Consider the following 26,348-nt stretch of genomic DNA (forward strand, 5'->3'; position numbering starts at 1 on the left):
GTCGGTAGTGAGAACCGGCGTGCGGCTCCAGGCTCTCCCACGATCGCTCGATCAAGGGTTTATCGGGCGCGCACGCCGGGCTCTCGACACCAGATTACGAAAAGACCAAGAGATAAGGGGTTCTGTAAAACTTGCTGGCGTAGACCAGCAGCGTTCTACAGACGCCCTCTCCCGGCCTTCGGCCACCCTCTCCCGCAAGCGGGCGAGGGGACAGCAACGAAAAAGCCCGCCGGAAGGCGGGCTTTTTCGTGGGCGGCGGGCAACAAAAAACGCGGCGAACCGGGGTTCGCCGCGTCGGGATGCTGCGGACTAGCGCTCCAGGGCGGCCAGCTTGCCCGGCTTGCCGTCCCATTCCTTGGCGTCCGGCGCCATGTCCTTCTTCTCGGTGATCACCGGCCAGATCTTGGTCAGCTCGGCATTGAGCTGCTTGAACTGGGCCTGGTCACCCGGCAGGTCGTCCTCGGCGAAGATCGCCTCGGCAGGGCACTCCGGCTCGCACAGGGTGCAGTCGATGCACTCCTCGGGGTCGATCACCAGGAAATTGGGGCCTTCGTGGAAACAATCGACCGGGCAGACTTCCACGCAGTCGGTGTATTTGCACTTGATGCAGTTTTCGGTAACGACGAAGGTCATGGCTTCTACAGGGCGGCTGGGACAATCGGGAGTTGTATTTTAAACGAAACTGCAGCGCTCGCGGGGTCGTCCGTCCGGACTGGTCCCGGACAGCAAAAGAAAGGCCCCGCCGGAGCGGGGCCTTTCCGGGCCGCCGGCTAGAGGGCTACGGCAGGTACGCCAGAGCTGCGCCCGGGGTCAGCCCCAGAGCGCCGGCGCAGGCATTCTGCGCTGCAGCCTGCGCAGCTTCCTGCTGGGTGAAGACGCGCTCGTCGGCCTCTCCCTTGTTGTAGACCACGCCGCCGTTCTCGTAGCTGACCGTGACGCTCTTCCCGCCCGCAGTCAGCTTGAGCTGGCCAGCGCTCAGGCCGCCGGGGGCGACGGTAAGTGGCTGCAGGGTCTCCACGGCGACCTCCCCCGAGCAGGTGGTCAGGTCGTAGAAGTAACTGCCATTCATTGAGAAGCCGCTCTCGTCACTGACGAACTTGAATCGCTCGTTCACGCTCTTGCCGTACCGCACCAGGCCGGTAGCGCTGCCCGAACCGCTTTGGCCGCCCGAGGACCCGGTGGATTCGGCCTTGAACTTGAAGATGCTGAAAAGCTGCTGCTCGGAGCCGCCGGTGATCGATTTGACATCGAAGCGGTAGAACTGGCTCAGGGTCGCCTTGGAAGTCGCGTTGAACGACTGCCCGTTGACCGAGCCGCTGGACTTGATGTCGATGACATAGTCCAGGGTCTTGCTGTCGGAGTCGCCGATCGAAACGAAGGCCAGGCCAGGGGCGGAGCCGGTGGTGATGGGACCGTTGATCGACGTCTTGCTGTCGACGGTGATGCCACCATTGTTCCCAGAACTCGCGGCGATCACGCAGTTAGCGAAATCAGCGCCGCCCAGTGTGAACGATGTGCTGGAAGCGCCCGCGAACGGCACCCCTGCATTGGTGCCCGTGCTGCTGCTGCGATTGGCCAGGCTGCCGCTCGAGCAGACGCTCTCGGCCTTGGCGGCCTTGACCATTTCGGGAGCCGGTGCCGGAATGGCATCGGCTACGGCCGCTGCGGCGGCAACGACGGTCGACAGCGATACCGCCTCCGCGGCAGCACGAGCCGGGCCGCCGGTACCGCCGAAGCCCACTGCGGCTCCGGTGCCGCCGGCGCCACCGCCCCCGCCCCCGGCGCTGCCGCCGGGGCCGCCGTCGTCATTGTCGCTGCAGCCAGCCGACATTCCGCCCACGGCCAGCATCGCGGCGAGCGCCGTCATGCGCAGCGTGGCCTTTGTGTTTTTCATCATTGAGAGTCTCCGGAAACTGATCACCCGATCCTGGGTGGCTCATAATTTACGGAGACGATCCGACGCGTATTACCCCTACGTGGGGGGGTATCCCCCATATCGGGGGCAGACCCCCGAAATGGGGGATGACGCCGGCACGCTAGATGTTTCCACCGCTGATTTCGTCGCGCTGCGGCGGCCGCGGGCGGAACTTGAGGTCCAGGCTGTGCGTCTCGTAGCGGCCGCGGCGGCGGTCCTCGAAGAAGAACTTCAGGCTGTGCCAGATCGTCGGGAAGGCGATGTCGTCCCAGGGAATCTCGTCCTCGCGCATCAGCCGTACCTCGGAGCTCTCCACCGTGGGGCCGAAGTGGCTGCCGACCAGCCGCCCGCGGTGGATCAGGTAGACCTGGCTGACATAGGGCACGTTGATGACCGCGATCAGCTCCAGCGGCTCGACCTGGGCCTGGGATTCCTCGAGCGCCTCGCGGGCGGCACCCTGGCCGCTGGTTTCGCCCAGCTCCATGAAGCCTGCGGGGAAGGTCCAGAGACCCAGGCGCGGCTCGATGTTGCGGCGGCACATCAGGATACGGCCGTCCTCTGCTTCCGGGACGATGCCGACGATCGCCTTGGGATTGAGGTACTGGATGTTGCCGCAGTGGCCGCAGACGTGGCGTTCGAGGTGGTCGTCCGGCGGAATCCGCAGGTCCACGCCGTGGCCACAGAGGTTGCAGAACTTGATGATCGGCGGCATCACGGATGTGATCCTCCCGTATCGCGCAGGCTGACCTGCTGGCCCGCCGCCGCTGCCGGTTCGCCGATGACCAGCACGCGGTCGCCGGGGCGCAGGGTGCGTGCCAGCTCTTCCAGGTCGCGCTCGTGCATGCGGACGCAGCCGTAGCTGCTGGCTTGCCCGATGGAGGCGGGCTCGTTGGTGCCATGGATGCCGATGGAGTCCTGCAGCCGCACGAACCAGGCGCCCAGCGGGTTGCCCTCGCCCGGGGGCACGACGCTGGGCAGCTTGATGCCGCGCGCGGCGTGATCGCGGCGGATCGTCGCGGTGGGATACCAGGTGGGGCGGTGGGCGATCTGCTCCACGCGATAGACGCCCGGCGGCGTCGGCGTGTTCTCGGTACCGACCGCCACCGTGTAGCTGACGATCTGCTGGCCGCGCTTGAGCCAGAGCCGGCGCTGGTCGGCGTCCACCAGCACGCGCGCCGGCGAGCGCAGCCAGCTGTCGTAGTCGGTGGCCAGGATCGGCGCCTCGCGCTTCCGGGCCCGCTTCTTCGCAGGTTCCGGTTCCGCCAGGGCGACCGGGGGTTCCGGCGGCGGCAGTGGCGGCTGGGCCTCGACCCGGAACTGCAGGTTGCCGGCGGCCTCCTCGCTGCGCTGTGCCGACACCTGGACGTCGCGCCACTCCAGCCAGTCGTAGTAGTCCCGCACCAGCGCCTCAGCTTCGGCCAGCAGGGCGTCGTCCATCGGGCGGCCCTGCAGGGCTGCCAGGGCTGCATCGAGATCGGCGCTGAGGACGGGGCCTTCCACCGTGACCTGGGCCAGCGTCACGGCGGCATCCTGCTGCGCCACGGCGGCGCCGGCCGCAGCGAACAGCAGGGCGGCACCGGCAGACCAGCGTGCCAGGATCGATGGAAGCGAGGACATGGCGACAATGCTAGGGCCGCGGCGGCGGAACGTCGAGCCCGGCCCCTTCCGGCCGGGCCGGCACGCGGGGTTCCGGGACACACCTAGTCCGTCTGCATGAGCCGCATCAATCGCTGGATTTGCAAAGAAAAATGCGGGAACATTCGGCGCACCTGACTAAATAGCGTTTCAAACATTCCTAAGGGGGAGATATGAAAAGGTCCGCGAGCGCCGCTGCGGTGTTGATGGGAGTGCTGTTCTCACTGCCGGCCCTGGCGCAGGATCCCGCCGCCGACGAGGCCGTGGCTCCTGAGTCTGCCGAAGTCGCCCCCGCCGAGGAGATGGCGGCCGAGGCGCCTGCCGATACCGAGGCTGCAGCCGATGCCACCGCCGCTGATGCCGCCGGCACCGAAGCGGCTCCTGCCGATGCGTCCGCCGAAGCCGCTGATGCCAGCGCCGAGGCCGCCCCGGCCGACGGCGCCGCTGCCGAGCTGAGCGCGGAGTCTGCGCCGGCCGAGGAAGCTCCGGTTGAAGAAGCTGCCTCCGAGGAAGCTCCGGCCGAGGAGACCGCCAGCGAGGACTCCGGCGAGCCTTTCCACTTCTACCTGGGCGTGGATAAGGCCGAAATCACCCTGGCACTGTCGGACACGGCCCTGGAAACCGCCTTCGGCGGTGATGAGCTGGAGTCCAGCATGTACCGCATCCGTGCCGGCATGCGCCTGCTCGATGCCGTGGGCCTGGAGCTGCACTATGGCGTGGCCGACGACAAGGATGACGGCGCCAAGAAGTTCGAGATCGGCGAGTACTACGGCATCTTCGTTGTGCCCACCGGCTCGCTGTTCGAACTCGTGGAAATCTCAGTGCCCATCGGTTACTCCTCGATGAAGGCCGAGCGCGGTGCCGCCAGCGAGACCTTCGACGGCGTATCCTACGGCGTCAACCTGGAAGTGCCGATTACACTGAACTCCGAGTGGTTCCCGGACATCCGCATCGGTGGCGGTGGCCTGGTGTACCGCGCCGACCGCGACTCGCGCGTGTACGGCTATCACTTCGGCGTGCGTCTGGACTTCAAGATCTGAAGTCGACTCGCGGCAATGAAAAGGGCGGCCCTCGGGCCGCCCTTTTCATTGCGTGACAACGCTTACTTGGTGACGGTGATGGTGATCTTGGGCGAGGTCACCGAGGGGTTGTGCGGCTGGTGTTTCCAGTCGCCCAGCACCAGCTGTAGCGTGTGCTTGCCGGGCTTGAGGTCCAGGGTGGTCTCGGTCTGGCCGCCGCCGAAATGCTTGATCTGGTCGGTCATCGGCAGGGGCTTGGTCAGGTCCACCGTGGGATCGTCGATCAGCAGGTGGTGATGGCCAGTGTTGGCCTGGTTGATGCCGGCGGGCGCGACGCCCATGCCGGCGAGGCCGAAGACGACCTTGACCGGGCCCTTCACGGTGGCGCCGTCCTTGGGCTCGATGAAGTACACCGAGGAGCCGGCCGGGGCGGCCTGGGGCAGGCCCAACTGTTCTTCGGCCTTCTGGCTGGCCTGCTGCTTGGCGGCGCCCTTGAGGTCCTTCCAGGTATCGGCCTGCGCGGGCAGGACGACGGCGGCGGTCAGTACGGCGGCGATACAGGCGAGACGCATCGGATTCTCCGTGTAGTGGGGGACGGTGGACTGCCGATCATACGACGGCCGGGGGCGGATTAGGTGATCCGGGGGGCGCCCTTGTATAATGCCGGCCGTTCGTGAGGCGCCCCCCGGTTGGCGCCATGGTCCGGCCACCCTGCCGGTCCCTCTCCGTACTCTTCATTTTTCCAGCAGCCTGAACCGGCTCGGATCCGTATCCCGCAGCAGGCGCGTTCAGGAGGTTTTACATGCCGTTTTCCGATCTGGGCCTTTCCGAGGCCCTGTTGCAGGCCGTTGCCCAGGAAGGCTACACCGAGCCGACCCCGATCCAGGCCCAGGCGATTCCCGTGGTGCTGTCCGGGCGCGATCTGCTGGCCGCCGCCCAGACCGGCACCGGCAAGACTGCCGCATTCACCTTGCCGTTGTTGCACAAGCTCGGTCTGACCCCGCCCGACCCCAATGGCACCCATCGTGTCCGCACCCTGGTGCTGGTGCCGACGCGCGAACTGGCGGCCCAGGTGGCCGAGAGCGTGCGCACCTACGGCAAGCACCTGCGCCACCTGCGCACGGTGATGGTCGTGGGCGGCGTCAACATCAACCCGCAGATCGACAACCTCAAGCGTGGCTGCGACATCCTGGTTGCCACGCCGGGCCGCCTGCTGGACCTGGCCGGCCAGCGCGCCGTGCACCTGGGCAAGGTCGAATTCCTGGTGCTGGACGAAGCCGACCGCATGCTCGACATGGGCTTCATCCATGACATCAAGCGCGTGCTGGCGATGCTGCCGCAGAACCGCCAGAACCTGATGTTCTCGGCCACCTTCTCCAAGGAGATCCGTAGCCTGGCCGAGGGCCTGCTGAAGAAGCCGCACACCATCGACATCGCGCCCCGCAACTCCGCCGCGGAGACCGTGACGCAGCGCGTGGTGCACACCGACAAGGCGCAGAAGGCCGACCTGCTGGCCTACATGATCAGCAGCGGAAACTGGCGCCAGACCCTGGTGTTCACCCGGACCAAGCATGCCGCCAACCGCCTGGCCGAGAAGCTCGCCAAGTGGGACATCACCACCGCGGCACTGCACGGCAACAAGAGCCAGAATGCCCGCACCCGTGCCCTGGCCGACTTCAAGTCCGGCGCCGTGCGCGTTCTGGTGGCTACCGACATCGCTGCCCGTGGCCTGGATATCGACCAGCTGCCGCACGTGGTGAACTACGAGTTGCCCAACGTCCCCGAGGACTACGTGCATCGCATCGGCCGCACCGGCCGCGCCGGCGCCGAGGGCGAGGCGGTGTCGCTGGTGTCGCCGGAGGAACGTGGCGAGCTCAAGGACATCGAGCGCCTGCTGAAGAAACCTGTGCCGGTCATGACGGTCGAAGGCTATACGCCGCGTCCGCAGGCGCCGGAGCCGCCGCGCCCGCCGCGTCCGCCCCAGGGCCAACGCCGCCAGGCTACCGTGCGGGGCCGCGACCAGGGTTCGGAGAAGCGTCCGCAGCAGGCGGGGCCGGGCGGCCGCAAGTCCTGGCAGACCACCGGGTCGCCGCACAAGACGGCCGAACACCTGGCGGGCAAGAGCCGCAAGGTTCACTGACGTCGGCTCATGGCCGGCGACACCCCACGGGCAGCCGCCCGCGGGTCATGATTGATCAGGAGTATCACTATGAAGCGCATTTTCGCCGGCAACCTGCCCAGCGACACCACCGAGGCGGAGCTGTCCGCCCTGTTTGCAGGCTTTGGCCGTGTGCGCTCGATCAAGCTGATGCAGGACGTCTTCAGCGGTCAGTGCAAGGGCTTCGGCTTCGTCGAGATGGAGGGCCATGAGGCCCGCGCCGCCATCGCCGGCCTCAACGGCAAGGAACTGCGCGGCAAGCCGCTCAAGGTCAACGAGGAGCAGCCGCGCGACGACAAGCGCGGTGGTTCGCGCCGCCGCTAAGGCGAAAGAAACAACGCGGTCCGCCAATGGACGCGAATGAACGCAGATGGAATGCCTGTACTAGCGCTCGTTTGCGTTCATTCGCGGACTGAATGCAGTTTGTCGCTCAGCCGGCCTTGATTTCCTTCACTCCCGCCGGCGTGCCCAGCAGCAGCACGTCGGCCGGGCGGTGGGCGAACAGGCCCACGGTGACCACGCCGGCGATCTGGTTGATCTGCGCCTCGAGCTTCACCGGGTCCAGGATCTCCAGGCCGCGCACGTCGATGATGACGTTGCCGTTGTCGGTGATCACGCCATCACGCAGGTAGGGCTGGCCGCCCAGTTTCACGATCTCGCGGCCGACGTAGCTCTGCGCCATCGGGATTACCTCGATCGGCAGCGGGAACTTGCCCAGCACGCCCACCAGCTTGGATTCGTCCGCGATGCAGATGAACTTGCGTGAGGCGCCTGCCACGATCTTCTCGCGTGTCAGCGCCGCGCCGCCGCCCTTGATCAGCTGCAGGTGCCTGTTGGCCTCGTCGGCGCCATCGACATAGATCGACAGGGTGCCGGTCTTGTTCAGGTCCAGCACCGGGATGCCGAGCTTCTTCAGGCGCTCGGTGGAAGCGTTGGAGGAGGACACCGCACCGGGAATGTCGTCGCGGATCTTCGCCAGGGCGTCGATGAAGTAGTTGACGGTGGAGCCGGTGCCCACGCCCAGCACTTCGCCGGGGACGACATACTTGAGGGCGGCTTCAGCGGCGGCCTTCTTGGCCTCGTCCTGGGTCATGATTCAGTGCTCGGTGGGGATGGGTTCAGGCCTTGGGCGGTCGCGAGCCGAAGATGGAACTGCCCACGCGGACGAGCGTGGAGCCCTCCGCGATGGCGTCTTCCAGGTCGTCCGACATGCCCGCCGAAATTGTATCTAGTTCCAGCCCCGCCCGGCGCAGTTCCCCGAACAACTCTCGCAGCGCCCGGAACGGCGCCTGACGCTCGGCGGCAGTGGCGGAATCGACGGCCGGCGCGGGGATCGCCATCAGGCCACGCAGGCGCAGGCGGGGCAGGGTGGCCACGGCGCGGCACAGCTCCAGCGCCTCGGCCGGCGTGCAGCCGGCCTTGCTGGCCTCGCCCGAGACGTTGACCTGCACGCATATGTTCAGCGGCGGCAGGCCGGGCGGGCGCTGGTCCGACAGGCGTTGGGCGATCTTCAGGCGCTCCACGCCATGCACCCAGTCGAAGCGTTCCGCCAGGCTGCGGGTCTTGTTGGACTGCACCGGCCCGATGAAATGCCACTCCAGTGGCAGATCCGTGAGCTCAGCCTGTTTGTCCAGGGCCTCCTGCAGGTAGTTTTCGCCGAAGGCGCGCTGCCCGGCGGCCTGCGCCTGGCGCACTTCTGCGGCCCCGAAGGTCTTTGAAACCGCCAACAGTCCGACGGATGACTCGGGCCGCCCGGCGGCCTTGCAGGCGGCGGCGATCCGGCTCCGGACCGACGCCAGCTTGTAGGGAATGTCCGTCATGTTGCCTGCGCGCGTAAATGCCGATAACGTCTGAGGAATCTAAGCAAAGAGCATAGCTGGGGAGCTACCGGATGGATATCGCGCAGTTGCTGACTTTCAGCGTCAAACAGGGCGCGTCAGACCTGCACCTTTCGGCGGGTGTCGAGCCGATGATCCGCGTTGACGGTGACGTCAAGCGCATCAACCTGCCGCCGCTGGACCACAAGCAGGTCCACGACATGGTGTACGACATCATGAACGACAAGCAGCGCAAGGCCTGGGACGAGTTCCTGGAAACGGACTTCTCCTTCGAGATTCCCGGCCTGGCCCGCTTCCGTGTCAACGCCTTCACCCATGCCCGTGGTTCGGGCGCGGTGTTCCGTACCATTCCATCGAAGATCCTGTCGCTGGAAGAGCTCAAGTGCCCGTCGATCTTCAAGGACATTGCCGAGTATCCGCGTGGCGTGGTGCTGGTGACCGGCCCCACCGGCTCGGGCAAGTCGACGACGCTGGCTGGCATTGTCAACCACATCAACGAGAACGAGTACGGTCACATCCTCACCATCGAGGATCCGATCGAATTCGTGCACCAGTCCAAGAAGTGCCTGATCAACCAGCGCGAAGTGCACCGCGATACCCTGGGCTTCAACGAATCGCTGCGCTCGGCGCTGCGTGAAGACCCCGACGTCATCCTGGTGGGCGAAATGCGCGATCTGGAGACGATCCGCCTGGCGCTGACCGCCGCGGAAACCGGACACCTGGTGTTCGGCACGCTGCATACCTCGTCGGCCGCCAAGACCATTGACCGTATCATCGACGTCTTCCCGGCGGCGGAAAAGGAAATGGTGCGCGCGATGCTGTCCGAATCGCTGCGCGCGGTGATTTCCCAGACCCTGCTGAAGAAGAAGGGCGGCGGCCGCGTCGCGGCCCACGAAATCATGATCGGCACCCCGGCCATCCGCAACCTGATCCGCGAGGCCAAGATCGCGCAGATGTACTCGGCGATCCAGACCGGCCAGAAGGAAGGCATGCAGACGCTCGACCAGTGCCTGAAGGAACTGGTCAAGAAGGGCGTCGTCGGCATCGAGGAAGCCCGTTACAAGTCCGCGGATCCGCGCAACTTCACCGTCAACTGAATTCGGGTCGCAAGAACCCAAGGGGAGGCCGGCGATGGAACGCGACCAGGCAATAAAACTCGTACAGCAGCTGCTCACGCTGATGAAGCAGAAGGGCGCATCGGACCTGTTCATCTCGGCGGGCTTCCCGCCGGCGATCAAGCTCGACGGCCAGATGACCCCGGTGATGGACAAGCCGCTGCAGCCCGAGCAGGCCGCCATCATCATGCGTTCGCTGATGAACGATCGCCAGATCAAGGAATTCGAAGCCACCAACGAGTGCAACTTCGCGATCAGCCCCCCGGGCATCGGGCGTTTCCGCGTCAACTCCTTCGTGCAGCAGGGGCGCGTCGGCGGCGTGATGCGTACCATCAACACCACGATCCCGACCATGGAGCAGCTGGGCCTGCCGGAACAGCTCAAGAAGGTGGTGATGGAAAAGCGTGGCCTGGTGCTGATGGTGGGCGCCACCGGCTCGGGCAAGTCGACCTCGCTGGCGGCGATGGTGGGCTACCGCAACGCCAACTCGCGCGGCCACATCATCACCATCGAGGACCCGATCGAGTACGTGCACCCGCACAACGGCTGCATGGTGACGCAGCGCGAAGTCGGCCAGGACACGTTCTCCTGGGACAACGCCCTGAAGAACACCCTGCGCCAGGCACCGGACGTGATCCAGATCGGTGAAATCCGTACCCGCGAGACCATGGAGTACGCGGTCAACTTCGCCGAAACCGGCCATCTGGTGCTGTCCACGCTGCATGCCAACAGTGCCAACCAGGCGCTGGACCGCATCATCAACTTCTTCCCCGAGGAGAAGCGCGAGCAGCTGCTGATGGACTTGTCGCTGAACCTCAAGGCCATCATCTCGCAGCGCCTGGTGCGCAAGGAAGGCGGCGGCCGCGCCGCCGCGATGGAGATCATGATCAATTCCCCGCTGGTCTCGGACATGATCTTCAAGGGCGAGGTGGTCGGTATCAAGGAGGTCATGGCCCGTTCCAACGAGCAGGGCATGATCACCTTCGACCAGTTCCTGTTCGAGCTGTTCGAAGACGGCGTCATCAACTTCGAGGAGGCGATCCGCAATGCCGACTCGCAGAACGAACTGCGCCTGCGCGTGAAGCTCGAGTCTCGCCGTGCTCGTCAGAACCTCATGGACGACGACATGGTGCGCAAGATGCAGATGAAGGAAGAAGAAAAATCGCAGCTGATGCGCTGAGCGTGCATCCGACTCGAACACAGGGAGTGGCACCGAGATGCTGAAGATCCTGCCGTATCTGAAACTGGCGGTGGAGAAGAACGCCTCCGACATCTTCTTCACGGCCAATGCGCCGGCGATGCTGAAGATCGAAGGCGAGATGCACGCCGTCGGCAAGACGCTGATGACCACGGAGTTCATCCGCGAGCTGGCCTACAGCATCCTGACGCCGGAACAGCAGAAGCACCTGGAGGAACACTGGGAGCTGGATCTGGCGACCCAGGCCGGCGGCCTGGGCCGCTTCCGCGTCAACATCTTCAACCAGCGCGGCACCTTGGCCATGGTGCTGCGTTATGTCCGGTCACAGGTTCCCACGATCGCCGAGCTGGGCGTGCCCGATGTGCTGGGCGACCTGATCATGCTCAAGCGCGGCATGGTGCTGATGGTGGGCGCCACCGGCTCGGGCAAGTCGACCACGCTGGCAGCGATGATCAACCATCGCAACGAACTGAGCAGCGGACACATCCTGACGATCGAGGATCCGGTGGAGTTCGTGCACCCGAACCGCCGCAGTATCGTCAACCAGCGTGAAGTCGGTACCGACACGGTCAGCTACGAGCGCGCGCTGAAGAGTTCGTTGCGCGAGGCGCCGGACATGATCCTGATCGGCGAGGTGCGCGTGCGCGACACCATGGAGGCCTGTATCCAGCTGGCCAACACCGGCCACCTGGCGGTATCCACGCTGCATGCCAACAACGCCTACCAGGCGCTGCAGCGTATCGTGAACCTGTATCCGCCCGACCTGCGCGACCAGCTCTACATGGACCTGGCGCTGACACTGCGAGCGATCATTTCGCAGCGCCTGGTGCGCCGCAAGGACGGCCGCCGCGTACCGGCTTTCGAGGTCATGATCAACACGCCGTACGTGCAGGAACTGATCCTCCACAAGCGCATCGACGAGATCAAGGACGCCATGAACCAGTCCTCGGACAAGGGCATGCTGACCTTCGACGCCTCGCTCTACAGCCTCTACAAGCAGGGCATCATCGAGCTGGACGAAGCGCTCAACAACGCTGACTCACGCACCAACCTGGAAGCGAAGATCAACTTCGGCGGTTAAAAAAAGGATGCCCACGGGCATCCTTTTTCCTGGGGCACCAGGAGCGCGGGTTCTCCCGGGGCGATGAATCCAGCGCCGGCGCAGCGTTAGCCGCGCGCCTTCTTCTGCTTCCTCGGCGTCTTGCCCGTGTGCAGCTGGACATAGCTCTCGGCCAGGAACTGCAGGTACTGCTCCATGCTGTCGGCACGGGCGATCTCGGCGTCCTCCAGCTGGCGGCTGCGCAACTGTGCCAGCAGGTCCGAGGCCACCCCCATGTGCTCCAGCAGCCGGTCCGGGCTCATGGACAGCAGTTCCTGCTCCACCAGCTTGATGCGTAGGTTCATGCGCAGGAACAGCAGCTTGGTCCCTTCAAGCTTGCGCTCGGGCGCGGCAGCGGTGGATGGCTCTGCAGCGGGGGAGGGGGCGGCTTCCGGAGCAGTCCCGGCCGTAGACGGAGCCTCGGCGGCCGGGGCTTCGGGGGGCGCAGGCGCTTCTTCCGGGGCGAGGGCCGGCCCGGTGGCAGGTTCTGCGGGGGCGGCGACGGCTGTTTCCGGTGCGTCGGCGGTCCCGGCGGCCGACAGGGGGGCGCTGGCGGCCAGGGCAATCAGGGCGGCGAATAGGCGCGCGGACATGGGTCGGAAGCGGCAAAAACGGGGTAAGTGGCCTTCCAGCTTAGCAAAAACCGGCCGGCGGCCGGCCCTGGACTTGCGCGGAGAAGGCTGAATCACTAAACTCCGCGACCTTTCTGGCCTCCTCCAAGGGTTGCCAGGGCTGTACCGAGGTTGCCTTCGGGCAACTGAACTATAACTACCGATGTGGAATGGAACGATGAAGACCATCTTCGTGAATTCCGAAACCGTCAAGCGCGACTGGTACGTGATTGACGCAACGGACAAGGTTTTGGGCCGAGTGGCCACCGAGTGCGCTCGTCGCCTGCGCGGCAAGCACAAGCCCGAGTACACCCCGAACTGCGACACCGGCGATTACATCGTCGTGATCAATGTCGACAAGATCAAGGCTACGGGCAACAAGCTGCAGGACAAGGTGTACTACCGTCACACCGGCCACCCGGGCGGCATCAAGTCGACCACCCTGGGCAAGATGCTGCAGGAGCACCCGACCCGCGTCCTTGAGAAGGCGGTCAAGGGCATGCTGCCGACCGGTCCGCTGGGCTTCGCCCAGTACCGCAAGCTGAAGGTGTACGCCGGTGCCGAGCACCCGCACACCGCGCAGCAGCCGAAGCCGCTCAACTTCTAAGGTTCCGATTCCATGGCCAAGAACATCGAATACAAGTACGGCACGGGCCGTCGCAAGACTGCTTCGGCGCGCGTGTTCCTCAAGCCGGGTTCCGGCGCGATCTCCATCAACAGCAAGACCGTCGAAGAGTACTTCGGCCGTGAGACCTCCCGCATGCTGGTTCGCCAGCCGCTGGAACTGGTCGACGCGCTGACCCGCTTCGACATCAAGGTCACCGTCGTCGGCGGCGGCCCCTCGGGCCAGGCCGGTGCGGTGCGCCACGGCATCACCCGCGCCCTGATGGAGTATGACGAGAGCTTCCGCCCGGCCCTGCGCCAGGCTGGCCTCGTCACCCGCGACGCCCGTGAGGTTGAGCGTAAGAAGGTCGGTCTGCACAAGGCCCGCCGCGGTACGCAGTACTCCAAGCGTTAAGAAAACGCTTGGCTTTTGGGGCGGCGGGGTTATACTCGCCGCCCTACGATTTCCGGTACCGGATGGGAGATCGTCTAATGGTAGGACAACAGATTCTGACTCTGTTTATCTAGGTTCGAGTCCTAGTCTCCCAACCATCCGATGCAGCAAGAGAAAGCCCGCGAAAGCGGGCTTTCTTGTATCTGGAGCCCAGCAAGCGCCATGACGAAGATCGCCCTCACCCCCTTCGCCCGTACCCGCCTGTTCCCGTCCTCGGGCCGTCGCAATGCCATCGTCGGCACCACGCCGGCGGAATGGGAGCGCCACCTGAACGAAAACCAGCCCCTTAAGGTGCTGGAGGGCTACGCTCCCTTCTGCAAGCTGCACGTGCACGCCAACTGGACGCAGACGCGCTGCCTGACGGTGCCGATCACGCCGGAGAACCAGCACCTGCTGCGCAGCGGTTACGAGGCGCGCTCGCGAGAGGAACTGCCGGTGCTGGTGCGCTGGTTCGAGGGCGTGGAGCCGCCGGTGGCGGGCTACCTGGTGGTGATCCTCTACAGCCGCGAGCAGATGGCCAAGGAAGGCACGCCGGTGGACGCTGACTGGGGCGTGGTCGGCTGCCTGGCCACGGCCGAACCGGAGGAGATCCCAATGGCGCCGATCACGATGATGCGCAATGCCCTGGGCGTGGAGGAAGGTGGTTCCGGCGTGCCGATGGATCGCGCCGCCTACCGTCGCAGCGTGGCGTTCTGGGAGCGCAACGCCAACTGGCGGGTCTGAGGCTTGCGCACCCAAAAGAAGGCCCGCCGGAGGCGGGCCATGCGTTCCAAGGGAGTCGGCCTTAGCATGCGCCGGAAATCCGGCGCCGGATGTGCCGTTTCGCCGCCGTAAATCCCCCACTTGTCGGCCCCGGCCCGTCCGCTTCGGCCGGAAGGGCGGGGGCGAACAGGCGGAATTGCCCTAGAATCCGGGCCCTTCTTCCAACCCAGACCGGAGCCCCCCTTGGACGACTTACAGGACCTGCTCGACCGCAACGAACGCTGGGCGGAGCGGGTGGTGGCCGATGACCCCGAGTTCTTCAAGCGCCTGGTAGGCCAGCAGACCCCCAAGTACCTCTGGATCGGCTGCTCCGACTCGCGCGTGCCCGCCAACGAGATCGTCGACCTGCAGCCGGGCGAGCTGTTCGTCCACCGCAACATCGCCAACGTGGTGCCGCTGTCGGACGTCAACGCGCAGTCGGTGATCCAGTTCGCCGTGGAGGTGCTCAAGGTGGAGCACATCATGGTGGTGGGTCACTACCGCTGCTCCGGCGTTCACGCGGCCCTGCATGCCAAGGAACTGGGCGGCGTCTCCGACTTCTGGCTGAGCCAGGTGCGCTCGGTGGCGGCGCGTCACGCCGGCGTGCTCGGCGAGCAGGACAACGATCACCAGCGCGAATCCTTCCTCTGCGAGCTGAACGTGCTGGAGCAGTCCTTCAACGTCTGCACCTCCGTGCCGGTACGCAATGCCTGGGCGCGCGGGCAGAAGCTGGCGGTGCACGGCTGGATTTACCGCTTGGGCGACGGGCGCCTGCGCCACCTGGATTTCAGCGTGGACGGCGAGACCAACCTGGAAGTGCTGCGCGCCGACGCGGTTGCCAAGATCGGCGCGGCACGGCGCGAGCACTATTCGGGCCGGCGCAACACCTGATGCTCATCGACCTCTCCGGGCGGCGCGCCCTGGTCACCGGTGGCACCGGCGCGATCGGCTCGCGCATCTGCGCGGCCCTGGCCCGCACTGGGGCCCGGGTCATCGCCAACTGCGCGGAGTTCGACATGGCGGCGGCGCAGGAGCAGCAGGCACGCTGGCAGGCCGAGGGCCTGGAGATCGCCCTGGAGCCCTTCGACGTGGCCAGCTTCGAGGCCAGCGCCGCGGCCATCGGCCGCATCGGGCCGCTCGACATCCTGGTCAACTGCGCCGGCATCACGCGTGACGCGCCGCTGCGGCGCATGCAGCCGCAGCAATGGCAGGACGTGCTGCGCGTGAACCTGGACAGTGTCTTCAACACCAGCCGCCAGGTGGTCGAAGGCATGTGCGGGCGTGGCTGGGGCCGCATCGTCAACATCTCCTCGGTCAACGGACAGAAAGGGCAGTTTGGCCAGACCAACTACTCCGCCGCCAAGGCTGGCGTCCATGGCTTCACCATGGCCCTGGCCGCGGAAACCGCGCGCAAGGGGGTCACGGTCAACACGGTCTCCCCGGGGTACATCGACAGCCCGATGATCCGCGCCGTGCCCGAGGACGTCCGCACCCGCATCCTCGAGGGCATCCCCGCCGGTCGCTTCGGCCAGCCGCAGGACATCGCCAGCGCGGTGACCTTCCTCTGCGCCGAACAGGCGGCCTTCATCACGGGCGCCAACCTGCCGGTCAACGGCGGGCAATTCATGTCGGCCTAGCCTGGCAGCGCAGCAGTCGTCTCCAGCTGCGCACAGGGTCAGTTCGGCGTCCATGAAAACATGGGTTTGATGGATTTTTCGCGATCTGACATCTGTAAATAAACCATCACGTCTTGTATTTGAAACAATTCGTGAATAAGATTCACGAATAAATCGGCATTACATTTTCATTCTCTCCTCTCCAGTCCTCCCGCCTCATGGGCACCAAGGAACGTCGCCAGCGTGAGTTCGAGGACCGTGAACAGGTCTTCCTGGACTGTGCGCGCGACCTGATCCGCGACGAAGGGCTGCTGAACCTGCAGATGTCGCGTATCGCCGAGAAGAGCGAGTACGCGGTCGGCACCCTGTACAAGCACTTCGCCTCCAAGGAAGACCTGCTGCTGGCCCTGGCCGCGGTGGATACCGAGAAGCACGTCGCCATGTTCCAGCGTGCCACGCAGTGGCAGGCCAAGGCGCGCGACCGCATGGTGGCGATCGCGGTGGCCGACATGATCTTCGTGCGCCGCAACCCGGACTTCTTCCGCCTGGGCCAGTACGTCTTCACCGAGGTGGTCTGGAAGGCCGCCTCCACCGAGCGCCGCCAGGCGATGCTGGTTGCCAGCGATCCGATAGCCGACATGGTGACGGGTATCGTCAATGACGGGGTCGCGGCCGGCGAGCTGGAGCTGCGCGGCATGGCGGCCGAGGAAATCTGCACGGGTCTCTGGGCGCTGTCCGCCGGGACGCACAACCTGGTGCACGCCGAGGGCGTGCTGGAAGACTTCAACATACGTGATCCCTACCGGCTGATGTGTCGCCATACGCAGGTGATGCTCAACGGTTACGGTTGGCGCCCGCTGGTGGATGTCGGCGACGGTGCGGCCCTGGATGCCCTGATCAAGAGAATTTGCAACGAGGTGTTCGATGACCTGTGCAGCGAATAAGAGCCGGCGAGTGGCCGTGCTGCTGGTTGGTGTGCTTGGCGGCGTTTCCGCGCCGGCTTCCGCAATGACGCTCGGCGATGCCTACCAGCGCGCTCTGCAGCACGATCCGGCGATCGCGAGCTCGATCGCCCAGTACGAGGCCGATCGCGAGGCCAGCGAGCTGGAGCGCGCCGAGCTGCGGCCGTTGATCTCGGCCGACGGCAAGTACGAGTTCGCGCATACCGACTCCGACGGCGTGTTCGGCAACACCAAGGACGACTACTGGGCCTGGTCCGCCGGCGTGAGCCTGCGTCAGGCATTGTTCCGCCTGGACTGGTCCGCCCGCGGCCAGCGCGCCGATGCGCTGGATGCCCTGAGCGACATCTCCATCACCGACCGCCGCCAGAAGCTGCTGCTGCGTACGGCGGAGCGTTACTTCGGCGTGCTCAACGCGCAGGACTCGGTGGAGCAGGCCGGCGCCGAGGCCAAGGCCATCCGCGAGTCGCTGGAAGACACGCGCAAGCGCTATGAAGTGGAGCTGGTGCCGGGCACCGACCTGAAGGAAGCCCAGGCCCGCGACGACCTCGCCCAGGCGCGCCTGCTGTCAGCACGCCGGGCGCTGGACAATGCCCGCGATGCGCTCGACGAGGTCACCGGCAACGGCCGCGTGGCCCTGCCGCAGATCCGCGAGGATGCCGAGTTCCCGCCGCTGGAGCCGGCGCAGGTGGAGGACTGGGTCAAGGCCGCCCGCGAGCACAACCCGACGATCCTGCAGGCCCAGCAGAATGCCGTTATCGCCGGTGCCGACCGCCGCAGCCGCGTCGCCGAGGCCGCGCCCTCGCTGGACCTGGTGGGGCGTGCCGGCCGCAGCGACGACAGCGACTTCGACTTCGGCCAGCGCGCGGACGATGCCCGCATCGGCGTGCAGTTGACGGTGCCGCTCTACGCCGGCGGCGGGGTCAGCGCCGCCAAGCGCCAGGCCGCAGCCAAGGAGCGCTTCGCCGTCGCCGAGCTCAACCGCACCACGCTGGAGACCGAGCGCCAGACGCGCCAGCTCTTCAACCAGGTGCAGACCGCGTACTCCGAAACCCAGGCCTACAACCGGGCACTGGTCTCGGCGCGTGCGGCGGAAACCGCGACGCGCGCCGGCTACGAGGCCGGCACCCGCACCATCACCGACGTGCTCGACGCGCAGTCGCGCACCGTGCAGGCCCAGCTGAACTACGACTCCACACGTTACTCGCTGCTGCTCAACCTGCTGCAGCTCAAGCAGGCCGCCGGCAACCTGACGGAGCGCGACTTCGCCGGGATCGACAAGCTGATGCAACCCGTTTCGGCCCAGTAAGACACAGATTGCCTTTGAAGGACGTGTTATGACCAAGAGAATGATCATCATGCTGGTACTCGTCACCATCGTTTTCGGTGGTGTGTTCGGCATGAAGTACATGGGCAACGTGATGATGAACAAGTACGTCGACGCCATGCCGATCCCGGCGGCGACGATCACGGCCGGCAAGGTGCAGAAGATGAGCTGGGACAACCGGCTGGAGGCGATCGGCAGCTTCGTGCCGGTCAACGGCACCGATGTCACCACCGAATCCGGTGGCATCATCACCGCGATCCACTTCGAGTCGGGCCAGCAGGTGCAGAAGGGCAACCGCCTGGTGACGCTGGATGCCGCCAACGAGCGTGGCGACTACAAGCGCCTGCAGGCCCAGGCCGAGCTGGCTGACCTGAACCGCGCGCGCCGCGAGAAGCTCTACAAGCTCGAGGCGATCTCCAAGTCCGACTACGACGCCGCGGTCAGCGAGGCCAATGCCGCGCGTGCCGCCGTCGAGGCTCAGGGCGCCAAGCTGGCCCAGAAGGAAATCCGTGCGCCGTTCGCCGGTGAGCTGGGTATCCGCCGCGTCAATGTCGGCCAGTTCATCAACCCCGGCTCGCCGATCGTCACCCTGCAGTCGCTGGACCCGATCGACATCGACCTGACGCTGCCGGAGCAGTACGTCGGCGCCGTGAAGCCCGGCTTCAAGGTGGCGGTGAAGGTCGAGGCCTATCCGGACCTGGAGTTCGGCGGCCAGATCCTGGCGGTGGAGCCGCGTATCGACGAGGCCACCCGCAACTTCCGCCTGCGCGCGCGCCTGCCGAATCCCGACCACCAGTTGCGCGCCGGCCAGTTCGGCCGCGTGCGCCTGGAGCTGCCGGGCATGCGCGACATCCTGGCCATCCCGCGCACCGCGATCAACTACGACTCCTACGGCACCTCGGTATTCGTGGTGCAAAAGAAGAAGGTCGATCCCAACGCCCCCAAGGCGGAGCCGATGCCGGGCATGCCGTCCGGCCCGACCACCGATCTGGAAGTCTCGCAGCGCTTCATCAAGGTGGGCGAGGCCCGCGGCGACTACGTGATCGTGGTGGACGGCATCAAGGAAGGCGAGCAGGTGGCGACCTCCGGACTGCTGAAGCTGCGCAACCAGCAGCCGGTGATCATCACGCAGGAAGGCGAGTTGAAGAACACCCTGACCCCGAAGCCGGCGGAAGGCTGAAACGTCCCGGGCTAGCGAATGTCCAGTGGACATTTGCTGGGACGTTTCAGGCCCGGCCATGGAGCGTTTGGCCACGGCGAGGAGTGACCCGATGTCACGCCGAGTTAAGCGAAACGCGGGCGGGGAGTGTCTTTGCCATGAATGGCGACGACCGTAGCAGGCCCAGTCTGTAGAGGCTGCGAAGTGGTAGTACAGGCAGTAGTCGCCGCTCATCGAGCGTAGACAAACCAAGAAGCAGGTGCGACACATGAACTTCACCGACATCTTCATCAAGCGACCGGTCCTGGCGACCGTCATCAGCCTGGTCATCCTGCTGCTGGGCGTGCGCGCGTTCTTCAACCTGACCGTGCGTGAGTATCCCTTCCTGCAGAACGCGCAGCTGCTGGTCACGGTGGCCTATCCGGGTGCCGATCCGGCCCTGGTGGAAGGCTTCGTCACCACGCCGCTGGAGCGCGAGATCGCCACGGCGGACGGTATCGATTTCCTGACTTCCACCAGCGCCGCGGGCCTGAGCACCATCACGGCCAACCTGCGCATGACCAAGAACCCGGCCGAGGCCATGACTGAGATCTCGGCCAAGGTCGCCAAGCTGCGCAGCCAGATGCCGGAAGGCTCCGAGGACCCGGTGATCCAGGTCGCCGAGGGCGGCGGCACGGCGGCGATGTACCTGACCTATTCGTCCCTGGTGCTCGACAAGAGCCAGATCACCGACTACCTGAGCCGTATCGTCGAGCCGCAGCTGGCCGCGATCCCCGGTATCGAGCGTGCCGAACTGCAGGGTGCCCGAACCTACGCCATGCGCATCTGGCTCAAGCCCGATCGCCTGGCCGCCCACAACCTGACGGCGGGCGAGGTCTATTCGCGCATCCGCCAGCAGAACGTGCTGTCCGCGGTGGGCGAGACCAAGGGCAACTTCGTCAAGATCGGCCTGTCCGCGCAGACCGACCTGCGCACCACCGAGCAGTTCCGCCAGATGGTCATCAAGGCCGACGGCAATACCGTGGTGCGCCTCGCCGATGTCGCCAACGTCATCCTGGGCTCGGAGACCTACGAGGGCGGCGCCGGTTGGGATGGCGACCCGGCCCTGTTCGTGGCCATCAAGATCCGGCCCGACGCCAACGTGCTCGACGTGACCAAGGCCATCAACGACATGTGGCCGGCCATGACCAAGGCCCTGCCGGAAGGCCTCAAGGCCGAGATTGGCTATGACTCCACGATCTACATCAAGGAGGCGATCAGCGAGGTGGTCAAGACGCTGGTCGAGGCCGTGCTGATCGTGATCCTGGTGATCTTCCTGTTCCTGGGCTCGATGCGGAACTCGCTGATCCCGGCGATCACCGTGCCGCTGTCGCTGATCGGTGGCCTGTTCATCATGATGGTGATGGGTTTCACCATCAACCTGCTGACCCTGCTGGCCATGGTGCTGGCGATCGGCATGGTGGTGGACGATGCCATCATCGTGATGGAGAACATCCATCGCCATATCGAAGAAGGCATGAAACCCTTCGATGCCTCGATCAAGGGTGCGCGAGAACTGGTGGGACCGGTCATCTCAATGACCGTCACGCTGCTGGCGGTGTACGCGCCCATCGCTTTCCTGGGCGGCATCACCGGTACCCTGTTCAAGGAATTCGCCTTCACCCTGGCGGGCAGCGTGCTGATCTCCGGCATCATCGCCCTGACGCTGACGCCGATGATGTGCGCACGCATCCTCAAGCCGACGCACGGCGAGGGCGCCGAGGAAAACCGCTTGGCCGCCTGGCTCGACGAGAAGTTCGAGCACTGGCGCAACGCCTTCAAGGACCGCCTGCACAGCGCCATGGACACCCGCCTGGTGATCCTGGTGTTCGGTGCGCTGGTGTTCGTGTTCTCGATCCTGCTGATGATGAACACGCAGGGCGAGCTGGCGCCGGAAGAGGACCTGGGCTTCGCCTTCTCGATCAGCGAGACCGACGGCTACGCCACGCAGGAGTACATGGACGAGTACTTCGCCGAGATCCAGAAGGTGGCGCTCAAGCACCCGGAGCTGGACCACATCTTCACCTTCGTGATCGACACCAGCCAGGCCTTCATGGGCATGGTGATGAAGCCCTGGGCCGATCGCGAGACCGCCACCAAGAACATCCTGGCCGAGATGCAGCCAGACATGGAAAAGGTCGCCGGCATCCGCTGGGCCGGCCTGCAGCCGCCGCCGCTGCCGACCCCCGGCCAGGGCTACCCGGTCGAGTTCGTGCTCAAGTCCACCTCCGATCCGGTGACGATGGCTCGCGTCGGCGACGAGATCATCCAGCGCGCCCTGGCGCAGAAGAAGTTCTTCTACGCCGCCCCGCGCCTGCGCATCGACCGCCCCGAGGCCGTGATCGAGATCGATCGCGACAAGGCAGCCTTGCTGGGCGTGGACATGGCACAGTTGTCCGGCGACCTGTCGGCGTTGCTGGCGGGCGGCGAGGTCAACCGCTTCTCCTACGAGGATCGCTCCTACAAGGTGATCCAGCAGGTGGAGCGCGGTGATCGCTTGAACCCGGCGCAGCTGGAGGGCTACTACACCCGTGCCTCCAACGGAGAGCTGATCCCGATCTCGACGCTGGTGACCATCAGCTCGCGCATCGTGCCGCGCTCGATCGAGCACGCGCAGCAGCTCAACTCCAACACCATCGTGGCGGTGCCGCGTCCGGACGTGACGCAGGGCGAGGCCCTGAAGATCCTGGAGGACATTGCCGCAGAGGTCATGCCGGCCGGCTTCCAGATCGACTACGCCGGCCCGTCCCGCCAGTTCAAGACGGAAGGGTCGGCGCTGCTGGTGACTTTCGGCTTCGCGCTGGTCATCATCTACCTGGTGCTGGCCGCGCAGTTCGAGTCCTTCCGCGATCCGCTGGTGATCCTGGTGACGGTGCCGATGGCGGTCTGCGGTGCGCTGCTGGTGCTGAATATCTTCGCCCTGACCAATAGCGCGCCTGGCATAGGAACGGGCGCCATATTGCTCTTGCTTGCCGTGGCAGTCCTGCCATTTGTTGCAGCAAGGATCGCTCAACCCTTCTGGTTGCGCGCCCTTGCCTGGCTCGTACTCCTCGTGGCTGCTATCGGACTGGTTGTGCTGCTGCATTCCACGGGAATCATCAACGCACTCTGGACGACCAAGTTCCCCGGCATGACGCTGAACATCTACACCTGGGTGGGCCTGATCACGCTGATCGGCGTGATCTCCAAGCACGGCATCCTGATCGTGGAGTTCGCCAACAAGCTGCAGGAACGCGGCCTGAGCAAGCGCGACGCGATCGAGGAGGCGACCTCGGTGCGTCTGCGCCCGGTGCTGATGACGACCGCGGCGCTGGTGATCGGCATGGTGCCGCTGCTGCTGTCCTCGGGCCCCGGCACGGCCGCGCGCTTCTCGATGGGCCTGGTGATCGCCTCGGGCATGACCATCGGCACGCTGTTCACGCTGTACGTGGTGCCGGCCATGTACCTGTACATCGGCCACGACCTGTCCAAGTCACACGCGGCCGGCTCGCCGCCGGTGCCGCAGCTCAACCACTGACTTTTTTTCTCAGCCCATTAGGCCCGCGCTAGCGGGCCTTTTCTTATCCGCGCGCTGCCGGCTCAGCCGGCTTTGCGCGCCCGGGCCGCGGGCTTCACCGCGGCGTCCATGTAGGGCGCCAGGAAGCCCGCCATCGCCGCCACCGCCGCGTCGCGATAGGCCGGCGTGATCTCGCCGTACTCGAAGAAGGAGCGGCGGAAGCAGGCGGTGCCGATGTCGGCGGCCAGTGTCGTCAGGTCTGGCGAGCCTCCCGGCAGCAAGCCGCCCTGGTACCAGACCATGCGGCCCAGTTCGCCCAGGCGCTTGTTGGTGCGCTCCTGTGCGCGATAGCTGTCGTCGGTCACCGCACCGCCCAGGATCAGCGGTCGCGCCGCCGGGTGCGCGTTGTGGAAGGCCACCGCATGGTCCACCACCACAGCGGTGCCGTCGCGCCATCCCAGCCGGCGCAATTCCTCGGCGCGAGAGAAGAACACCGCCTCCAGTTCCACCAGGTAGCGCCCCACCAGCTCGTTGAGGATCGCGTAGGGCGTGGGGAAGTAGGCGTAGACGCTGCCGCGTGTGTAGCCCAGGCGTTCGGCCAAGGCGGGGATCGAGAAGCCAGAGAGTCCCGCCTCGATCAGCAGCGTTTCGGCGGCCTGCAGGATACGGTCGAAGCGGTCCTTCGCGCGCTGCTGCGTGGGGTGCCGGGCCACGGCCGATATGGTGATCGTCGCCGTGAAGGTGGGCGAGGGCGACGAGGGCGGCAAGAGCGTGAGCCTGGTGATCCTGGAGGCCGACCGTCCCGGGTTCTCCAAGGCCAAGCCGCTGAAGAAGGTCGGCATGAAGGCGCAGGATACCTGCGAGCTGTTCTTCAACAACGTGCGCGTGCCCAAGTCCAACATCCTGGGCGGCGACATGGCCATCGGCCAGGGCTTGATCATGCTGATGAAGGAACTGGCCTGGGAACGCATGGTGATCGCCGTGATGTCGGTCGCTGGTGCCCGCGCCGCCTTCGAGGGCACGGTGGAATACACCAAGGGCCGCAAGGCCTTCGGCAAGCCGGTGGCCAGCTTCCAGAACAGCAAGTTCAAGCTCGCCGAGATGCGCTCCGAGATCGAGATCGCCCAGGCCTACGTGGACCGCTGCATCAAGCTGGTGCAGCAGCCCAAGCCGAGCCCGGAGGCGGCCGCCGCAGCCAAATACTGGTGCTCCGACATGATGAAATAGATCATCGACGAATGCGTGCAACTGCACGGGGGCTACCGTCCGGATTTTTTATTCCCACCCTGCAGGGGATGCCCTGCGGCCGCTCGGACCGTACCATCCGATCCATCCTTCAGCCATCGATCCGATCACGACCCATGGACTTCTCCCTCAGCCCCGAGCTGCAGACCCTGCAGCAGCGCACCCGCGAGTTCATCGCCGGGCATGTGATTCCCTACGAGCGCGATCCGCGCCAGACCCCGCATGGCCCGACCGAGGAACTGCGGCAGGAACTGGTGGCCCTGGCCCGCGACGCCGGTCTGCTGACGCCACATGCCTCGCCCGAATTCGGTGGCTTGGGCCTGTCGCACATCGCCAAGGCCGTGGTGTTCGAGGAGGCCGGCTATTCGCCGCTCGGTCCGGTGGCGCTGAACATCCACGCACCGGACGAAGGCAACATCCACCTGATGGAGATCGTGGCTACGCCCGGGCAGAAGGAGCGCGGAGGGGCGCACGCGCTCCTGCTTCGCCATGACCGAGCCGTCGCCGGGCGCGGGCTCCGACCCTTCCATGCTGCAGACCACGGCAGTGCGTGACGGCGACCATTACGTCATCAACGGCACCAAGTGGCTCATCACCGGCGCCGAGGGCGCGAGCTTCGTCATCATCATGGCGATGATGGAGGACGGCTCCGCCACCATGTTCCTGTCGGACATGGCCCGGCCCGAGATCCGCCTGGAACGCCTGATGGACTCGCTGGATTCCTGCTTCACCGGCGGCCACGGCGTGCTGCACTTCGAGAACCTGCGCATCCCGGCGGCCGACGTGCTGGGTGAGATCGGCAAGGGCTTCCGCTATGCCCAGGTGCGCCTGGCGCCGGCGCGGCTGACGCACTGCATGCGCTGGCTGGGCGCCGCGCGCCGGGCCCACGACACCGCGCTGGCCTACGCCCGGCAGCGCCAGGCCTTCGGCAAGCGCCTGGGCGAGCACGAGGGCGTGGGCTTCATGCTGGCGGACAACGCCATGGACCTGCACAACACGCGCCTGGCGATCTGGCACTGCGCCTGGGTGCTGGACCAGGGTCATTCCGGCAACCGCGAGTCGAGCATGACCAAGGTCACCGCCTCCGAGGCCGCCTGGCGCATCGTCGACCGCTCGGTGCAGATCCTCGGCGGTCGCGGCGTCACCGGCGAGGCCATCGTGGAGCGCATCTTCCGCGACCTGCGCGCCTTCCGCATCTACGACGGCCCCTCCGAGGTCCACCGCTGGAGCCTGGCCAGCAAGCTGCTGGACGGGAAGATCTCATGAGCCCCGATCTGTTCTCCCTCAAGGGGCGCCGCGCCCTGGTGACCGGCGCCTCCAGCGGCTTCGGCCAGTACTTCGCCCGTGTGCTGGCGCGTGCGGGCGCCGAGGTCGCGGTGGCGGCACGCCGGGCCGACCGGCTCTCCGCACTGGTGGAGCAGATCAACGCGGAGGGTGGCAGCGCGCTGGCGCTGTCCATGGACGTGACCGCGCGCGACAGCGTGCAGGCCGCCTTCGACGAGCTGGCCGCGTGTTGGGGTGCCCCGGACATCGTCGTCAACAATGCCGGCGTCGGCGCCAAGGCCCGCGCCCTGGACTGCGATGACGCGGAGTGGACGTCCGTGGTGGATACCAACCTCCGCGGCGCCTGGATGGTGGCGCAGGAGGCGGCGCGGCGCATGGTGGCCGCCCAGCGCGGCGGCAGCATCATCAACATCACCTCGATCCTGGCCAGCCGCGTCGGCGTCGCCCTGGCCCCGTACTGCGCGTCCAAGGCGGCCCTGGCGCACCTGACGCGGGCCCTGGCTCTGGAATGGGCCCGGCATGGCATCCGCGTCAACAGCATCGCCCCCGGCTACTTCTCCACCGAGATCAATGCGGACTACCTCGCCAGCGAGGGCGGCGAGAAGCTGCGGGCGAGGGTGCCCTTCCGCCGCTTCGGCCAGTACCCGGACCTTGACGGCCCCCTGCTGCTGCTGGCCTCGGACGCCGGCCGCTACATGAGCGGGGCCGAGATCGTGGTGGACGGCGCGCACTCCTGCACCTCGATCTGAGCGCCTCACCTGGGCCCGGCCGGGTCCGGGCCGGCACAGGGAACCTGCCGGCCTGCGGCCAGTCCAAGCGGCATGCTCCGACGCCGGA

At 66.1% G+C, this 26,348-nt stretch carries 25 protein-coding genes, 1 tRNA gene and 2 pseudogenes; 19 read left to right on the top strand and 9 right to left on the bottom strand.

The features are described from left to right. Window positions 1–309: 309 nt before the first annotated feature. From fdxA to QT386_RS18850, 4 genes are all read right to left on the bottom strand, one after another. Window positions 310–633 (bottom strand): ferredoxin FdxA, encoded by a 324-nt coding sequence (gene fdxA, locus QT386_RS18835; RefSeq protein ID WP_289275294.1) that lies wholly within the window; start codon window positions 631–633, stop codon window positions 310–312. Between the two features lie 145 nt (window positions 634–778). Continuing rightward, window positions 779–1,897 carry a hypothetical protein gene (locus tag QT386_RS18840; protein WP_289275295.1) on the bottom strand — a complete coding sequence of 373 codons (1,119 nt, stop codon included), beginning with the start codon at window positions 1,895–1,897 and terminating at the stop codon, window positions 779–781. A gap of 139 nt (window positions 1,898–2,036) precedes the next feature. Then, entirely contained in the window at window positions 2,037–2,627 is a 591-nt protein-coding gene (locus QT386_RS18845; protein WP_289275382.1) for an NUDIX hydrolase, read from the bottom strand. Further along, window positions 2,627–3,532: a L,D-transpeptidase gene (locus tag QT386_RS18850; RefSeq protein ID WP_289275296.1), complete on the bottom strand. Its 906-nt coding sequence runs from the start codon at window positions 3,530–3,532 to the stop codon at window positions 2,627–2,629. The genes QT386_RS18845 and QT386_RS18850 overlap by 1 nt, the downstream gene beginning before the upstream one ends. Window positions 3,533–3,723: 191 nt before the next feature. On the opposite strand from QT386_RS18850, the gene QT386_RS18855 reads away from it, so the two are divergent. Next, a complete protein-coding gene (locus QT386_RS18855; RefSeq protein ID WP_289275297.1) occupies window positions 3,724–4,590 on the top strand; it encodes a hypothetical protein in 867 nt (288 codons plus the stop codon). Between the two features lie 62 nt (window positions 4,591–4,652). On the opposite strand, the gene QT386_RS18860 is transcribed toward QT386_RS18855, so the two are convergent. Further along, window positions 4,653–5,141, bottom strand: coding sequence for a DUF4399 domain-containing protein (locus QT386_RS18860; RefSeq protein ID WP_289275298.1), 489 nt, complete (start codon window positions 5,139–5,141; stop codon window positions 4,653–4,655). A 230-nt stretch (window positions 5,142–5,371) separates the two neighbouring features. On the opposite strand from QT386_RS18860, the gene QT386_RS18865 reads away from it, so the two are divergent. Both QT386_RS18865 and QT386_RS18870 read left to right on the top strand, forming a co-directional pair. Further along, the gene (locus tag QT386_RS18865; RefSeq protein WP_289275299.1) at window positions 5,372–6,709 is read left to right on the top strand and encodes a DEAD/DEAH box helicase; all 1,338 of its coding nucleotides are present in this window, start codon (window positions 5,372–5,374) and stop codon (window positions 6,707–6,709) included. A 69-nt stretch (window positions 6,710–6,778) separates the two neighbouring features. Beyond that, complete coding sequence (locus QT386_RS18870; RefSeq protein WP_289275300.1) at window positions 6,779–7,051, top strand: RNA-binding protein; 273 nt, start codon at window positions 6,779–6,781, stop codon at window positions 7,049–7,051. A gap of 106 nt (window positions 7,052–7,157) precedes the next feature. On the opposite strand, the gene rpiA is transcribed toward QT386_RS18870, so the two are convergent. Continuing rightward, window positions 7,158–7,820 (bottom strand): ribose-5-phosphate isomerase RpiA, encoded by a 663-nt coding sequence (gene rpiA, locus QT386_RS18875; RefSeq protein WP_289275301.1) that lies wholly within the window; start codon window positions 7,818–7,820, stop codon window positions 7,158–7,160. Between the two features lie 25 nt (window positions 7,821–7,845). Further along, complete coding sequence (locus QT386_RS18880) at window positions 7,846–8,547, bottom strand: YggS family pyridoxal phosphate-dependent enzyme (protein WP_289275302.1); 702 nt, start codon at window positions 8,545–8,547, stop codon at window positions 7,846–7,848. Between the two features lie 71 nt (window positions 8,548–8,618). Here QT386_RS18880 and QT386_RS18885 point away from each other — a divergent pair, with 71 nt between their 5' ends. From QT386_RS18885 to QT386_RS18895, 3 genes are read left to right on the top strand one after another with little or no spacing between them, the layout of a single operon-like run. Further along, a complete protein-coding gene (locus QT386_RS18885) occupies window positions 8,619–9,662 on the top strand; it encodes a type IV pilus twitching motility protein PilT (RefSeq protein ID WP_289275303.1) in 1,044 nt (347 codons plus the stop codon). A 34-nt stretch (window positions 9,663–9,696) separates the two neighbouring features. Beyond that, window positions 9,697–10,860, top strand: coding sequence for a PilT/PilU family type 4a pilus ATPase (locus QT386_RS18890; protein ID WP_289275304.1), 1,164 nt, complete (start codon window positions 9,697–9,699; stop codon window positions 10,858–10,860). A gap of 37 nt (window positions 10,861–10,897) precedes the next feature. Further along, window positions 10,898–11,959: a PilT/PilU family type 4a pilus ATPase gene (locus QT386_RS18895; RefSeq protein WP_289275305.1), complete on the top strand. Its 1,062-nt coding sequence runs from the start codon at window positions 10,898–10,900 to the stop codon at window positions 11,957–11,959. Window positions 11,960–12,045: 86 nt separating this feature from the next. Here QT386_RS18895 and QT386_RS18900 read toward each other — a convergent pair whose 3' ends face one another. After that, complete coding sequence (locus QT386_RS18900; RefSeq protein ID WP_289275306.1) at window positions 12,046–12,570, bottom strand: hypothetical protein; 525 nt, start codon at window positions 12,568–12,570, stop codon at window positions 12,046–12,048. A gap of 196 nt (window positions 12,571–12,766) precedes the next feature. On the opposite strand from QT386_RS18900, the gene rplM reads away from it, so the two are divergent. The 10 genes from rplM to QT386_RS18950 all read left to right on the top strand — a co-directional run bounded on the left by rplM (window position 12,767) and on the right by QT386_RS18950 (window position 23,003). Continuing rightward, a complete protein-coding gene (gene rplM / locus QT386_RS18905; RefSeq protein ID WP_289275307.1) occupies window positions 12,767–13,195 on the top strand; it encodes a 50S ribosomal protein L13 in 429 nt (142 codons plus the stop codon). 12 nt (window positions 13,196–13,207) lie between these two features. Beyond that, window positions 13,208–13,606: a 30S ribosomal protein S9 gene (rpsI, locus tag QT386_RS18910; protein WP_289275308.1), complete on the top strand. Its 399-nt coding sequence runs from the start codon at window positions 13,208–13,210 to the stop codon at window positions 13,604–13,606. Between the two features lie 63 nt (window positions 13,607–13,669). Further along, window positions 13,670–13,743: transfer RNA gene (locus QT386_RS18915), tRNA-Gln, on the top strand. A gap of 64 nt (window positions 13,744–13,807) precedes the next feature. Then, window positions 13,808–14,368, top strand: coding sequence for a DUF3228 family protein (locus QT386_RS18920; protein ID WP_289275309.1), 561 nt, complete (start codon window positions 13,808–13,810; stop codon window positions 14,366–14,368). Window positions 14,369–14,590: 222 nt separating this feature from the next. Then, window positions 14,591–15,277: a carbonic anhydrase gene (locus tag QT386_RS18925; protein WP_289275310.1), complete on the top strand. Its 687-nt coding sequence runs from the start codon at window positions 14,591–14,593 to the stop codon at window positions 15,275–15,277. Beyond that, the gene (gene phbB, locus QT386_RS18930; protein WP_289275311.1) at window positions 15,277–16,023 is read left to right on the top strand and encodes an acetoacetyl-CoA reductase; all 747 of its coding nucleotides are present in this window, start codon (window positions 15,277–15,279) and stop codon (window positions 16,021–16,023) included. Before QT386_RS18925 ends, phbB begins: the two co-directional genes overlap by 1 nt. Window positions 16,024–16,220: 197 nt before the next feature. Further along, window positions 16,221–16,946, top strand: coding sequence for a TetR/AcrR family transcriptional regulator (locus QT386_RS18935; RefSeq protein ID WP_289275312.1), 726 nt, complete (start codon window positions 16,221–16,223; stop codon window positions 16,944–16,946). A 10-nt stretch (window positions 16,947–16,956) separates the two neighbouring features. After that, a complete protein-coding gene (locus QT386_RS18940) occupies window positions 16,957–18,270 on the top strand; it encodes a TolC family outer membrane protein (protein ID WP_289275313.1) in 1,314 nt (437 codons plus the stop codon). A 28-nt stretch (window positions 18,271–18,298) separates the two neighbouring features. After that, complete coding sequence (locus QT386_RS18945; protein WP_289275314.1) at window positions 18,299–19,468, top strand: efflux RND transporter periplasmic adaptor subunit; 1,170 nt, start codon at window positions 18,299–18,301, stop codon at window positions 19,466–19,468. A gap of 247 nt (window positions 19,469–19,715) precedes the next feature. Beyond that, complete coding sequence (locus QT386_RS18950; RefSeq protein WP_289275315.1) at window positions 19,716–23,003, top strand: efflux RND transporter permease subunit; 3,288 nt, start codon at window positions 19,716–19,718, stop codon at window positions 23,001–23,003. A 62-nt stretch (window positions 23,004–23,065) separates the two neighbouring features. Here the strand turns inward: QT386_RS18950 and QT386_RS18955 are convergent, their stop codons facing one another. Beyond that, the gene (locus QT386_RS18955) at window positions 23,066–23,695 is read right to left on the bottom strand and encodes a TetR/AcrR family transcriptional regulator (protein ID WP_289275316.1); all 630 of its coding nucleotides are present in this window, start codon (window positions 23,693–23,695) and stop codon (window positions 23,066–23,068) included. A gap of 4 nt (window positions 23,696–23,699) precedes the next feature. Here QT386_RS18955 and QT386_RS18960 point away from each other — a divergent pair. From QT386_RS18960 to QT386_RS18975, 3 genes and pseudogenes are all read left to right on the top strand, one after another. Next, window positions 23,700–24,206 (top strand): annotated as a pseudogene (locus tag QT386_RS18960) (acyl-CoA dehydrogenase family protein); the annotation flags it as partial. A gap of 137 nt (window positions 24,207–24,343) precedes the next feature. After that, a pseudogene (locus QT386_RS23520) lies at window positions 24,344–25,493 on the top strand (acyl-CoA dehydrogenase family protein). Further along, window positions 25,490–26,260 carry an SDR family NAD(P)-dependent oxidoreductase gene (locus tag QT386_RS18975; RefSeq protein WP_289275320.1) on the top strand — a complete coding sequence of 257 codons (771 nt, stop codon included), beginning with the start codon at window positions 25,490–25,492 and terminating at the stop codon, window positions 26,258–26,260. Before QT386_RS23520 ends, QT386_RS18975 begins: the two are co-directional and overlap by 4 nt. Window positions 26,261–26,348 lie beyond the last annotated feature (88 nt).

It is taken from the genome of Solimonas sp. SE-A11 (assembly GCF_030345715.1).
In the GTDB taxonomy this organism is placed as follows: domain Bacteria; phylum Pseudomonadota; class Gammaproteobacteria; order Nevskiales; family Nevskiaceae; genus Solimonas_A.

Bases quoted from the DNA above. Each gene is read 5' to 3' on its own strand.
- QT386_RS18855 (WP_289275297.1), top strand. From the start codon at position 3,724: ATGAAAAGGTCCGCGAGCGCCGCTGCGGTGTTGATGGGAGTGCTGTTC.
- QT386_RS18920 (WP_289275309.1), top strand. From the start codon at position 13,808: ATGACGAAGATCGCCCTCACCCCCTTCGCCCGTACCCGCCTGTTCCCG.
- QT386_RS18850 (WP_289275296.1), bottom strand. From the start codon at position 3,532: ATGTCCTCGCTTCCATCGATCCTGGCACGCTGGTCTGCCGGTGCCGCC.
- QT386_RS18860 (WP_289275298.1), bottom strand. From the start codon at position 5,141: ATGCGTCTCGCCTGTATCGCCGCCGTACTGACCGCCGCCGTCGTCCTG.
- fdxA (WP_289275294.1), bottom strand. From the start codon at position 633: ATGACCTTCGTCGTTACCGAAAACTGCATCAAGTGCAAATACACCGAC.
- phbB (WP_289275311.1), top strand. From the start codon at position 15,277: ATGCTCATCGACCTCTCCGGGCGGCGCGCCCTGGTCACCGGTGGCACC.
- QT386_RS18885 (WP_289275303.1), top strand. From the start codon at position 8,619: ATGGATATCGCGCAGTTGCTGACTTTCAGCGTCAAACAGGGCGCGTCA.
- QT386_RS18845 (WP_289275382.1), bottom strand. From the start codon at position 2,627: ATGCCGCCGATCATCAAGTTCTGCAACCTCTGTGGCCACGGCGTGGAC.
- QT386_RS18935 (WP_289275312.1), top strand. From the start codon at position 16,221: ATGGGCACCAAGGAACGTCGCCAGCGTGAGTTCGAGGACCGTGAACAG.
- QT386_RS18945 (WP_289275314.1), top strand. From the start codon at position 18,299: ATGACCAAGAGAATGATCATCATGCTGGTACTCGTCACCATCGTTTTC.
- QT386_RS18950 (WP_289275315.1), top strand. From the start codon at position 19,716: ATGAACTTCACCGACATCTTCATCAAGCGACCGGTCCTGGCGACCGTC.
- QT386_RS18840 (WP_289275295.1), bottom strand. From the start codon at position 1,897: ATGATGAAAAACACAAAGGCCACGCTGCGCATGACGGCGCTCGCCGCG.
- QT386_RS18870 (WP_289275300.1), top strand. From the start codon at position 6,779: ATGAAGCGCATTTTCGCCGGCAACCTGCCCAGCGACACCACCGAGGCG.
- QT386_RS18975 (WP_289275320.1), top strand. From the start codon at position 25,490: ATGAGCCCCGATCTGTTCTCCCTCAAGGGGCGCCGCGCCCTGGTGACC.
- QT386_RS18890 (WP_289275304.1), top strand. From the start codon at position 9,697: ATGGAACGCGACCAGGCAATAAAACTCGTACAGCAGCTGCTCACGCTG.
- QT386_RS18900 (WP_289275306.1), bottom strand. From the start codon at position 12,570: ATGTCCGCGCGCCTATTCGCCGCCCTGATTGCCCTGGCCGCCAGCGCC.
- rpiA (WP_289275301.1), bottom strand. From the start codon at position 7,820: ATGACCCAGGACGAGGCCAAGAAGGCCGCCGCTGAAGCCGCCCTCAAG.
- rplM (WP_289275307.1), top strand. From the start codon at position 12,767: ATGAAGACCATCTTCGTGAATTCCGAAACCGTCAAGCGCGACTGGTAC.
- QT386_RS18865 (WP_289275299.1), top strand. From the start codon at position 5,372: ATGCCGTTTTCCGATCTGGGCCTTTCCGAGGCCCTGTTGCAGGCCGTT.
- QT386_RS18880 (WP_289275302.1), bottom strand. From the start codon at position 8,547: ATGACGGACATTCCCTACAAGCTGGCGTCGGTCCGGAGCCGGATCGCC.
- QT386_RS18895 (WP_289275305.1), top strand. From the start codon at position 10,898: ATGCTGAAGATCCTGCCGTATCTGAAACTGGCGGTGGAGAAGAACGCC.
- rpsI (WP_289275308.1), top strand. From the start codon at position 13,208: ATGGCCAAGAACATCGAATACAAGTACGGCACGGGCCGTCGCAAGACT.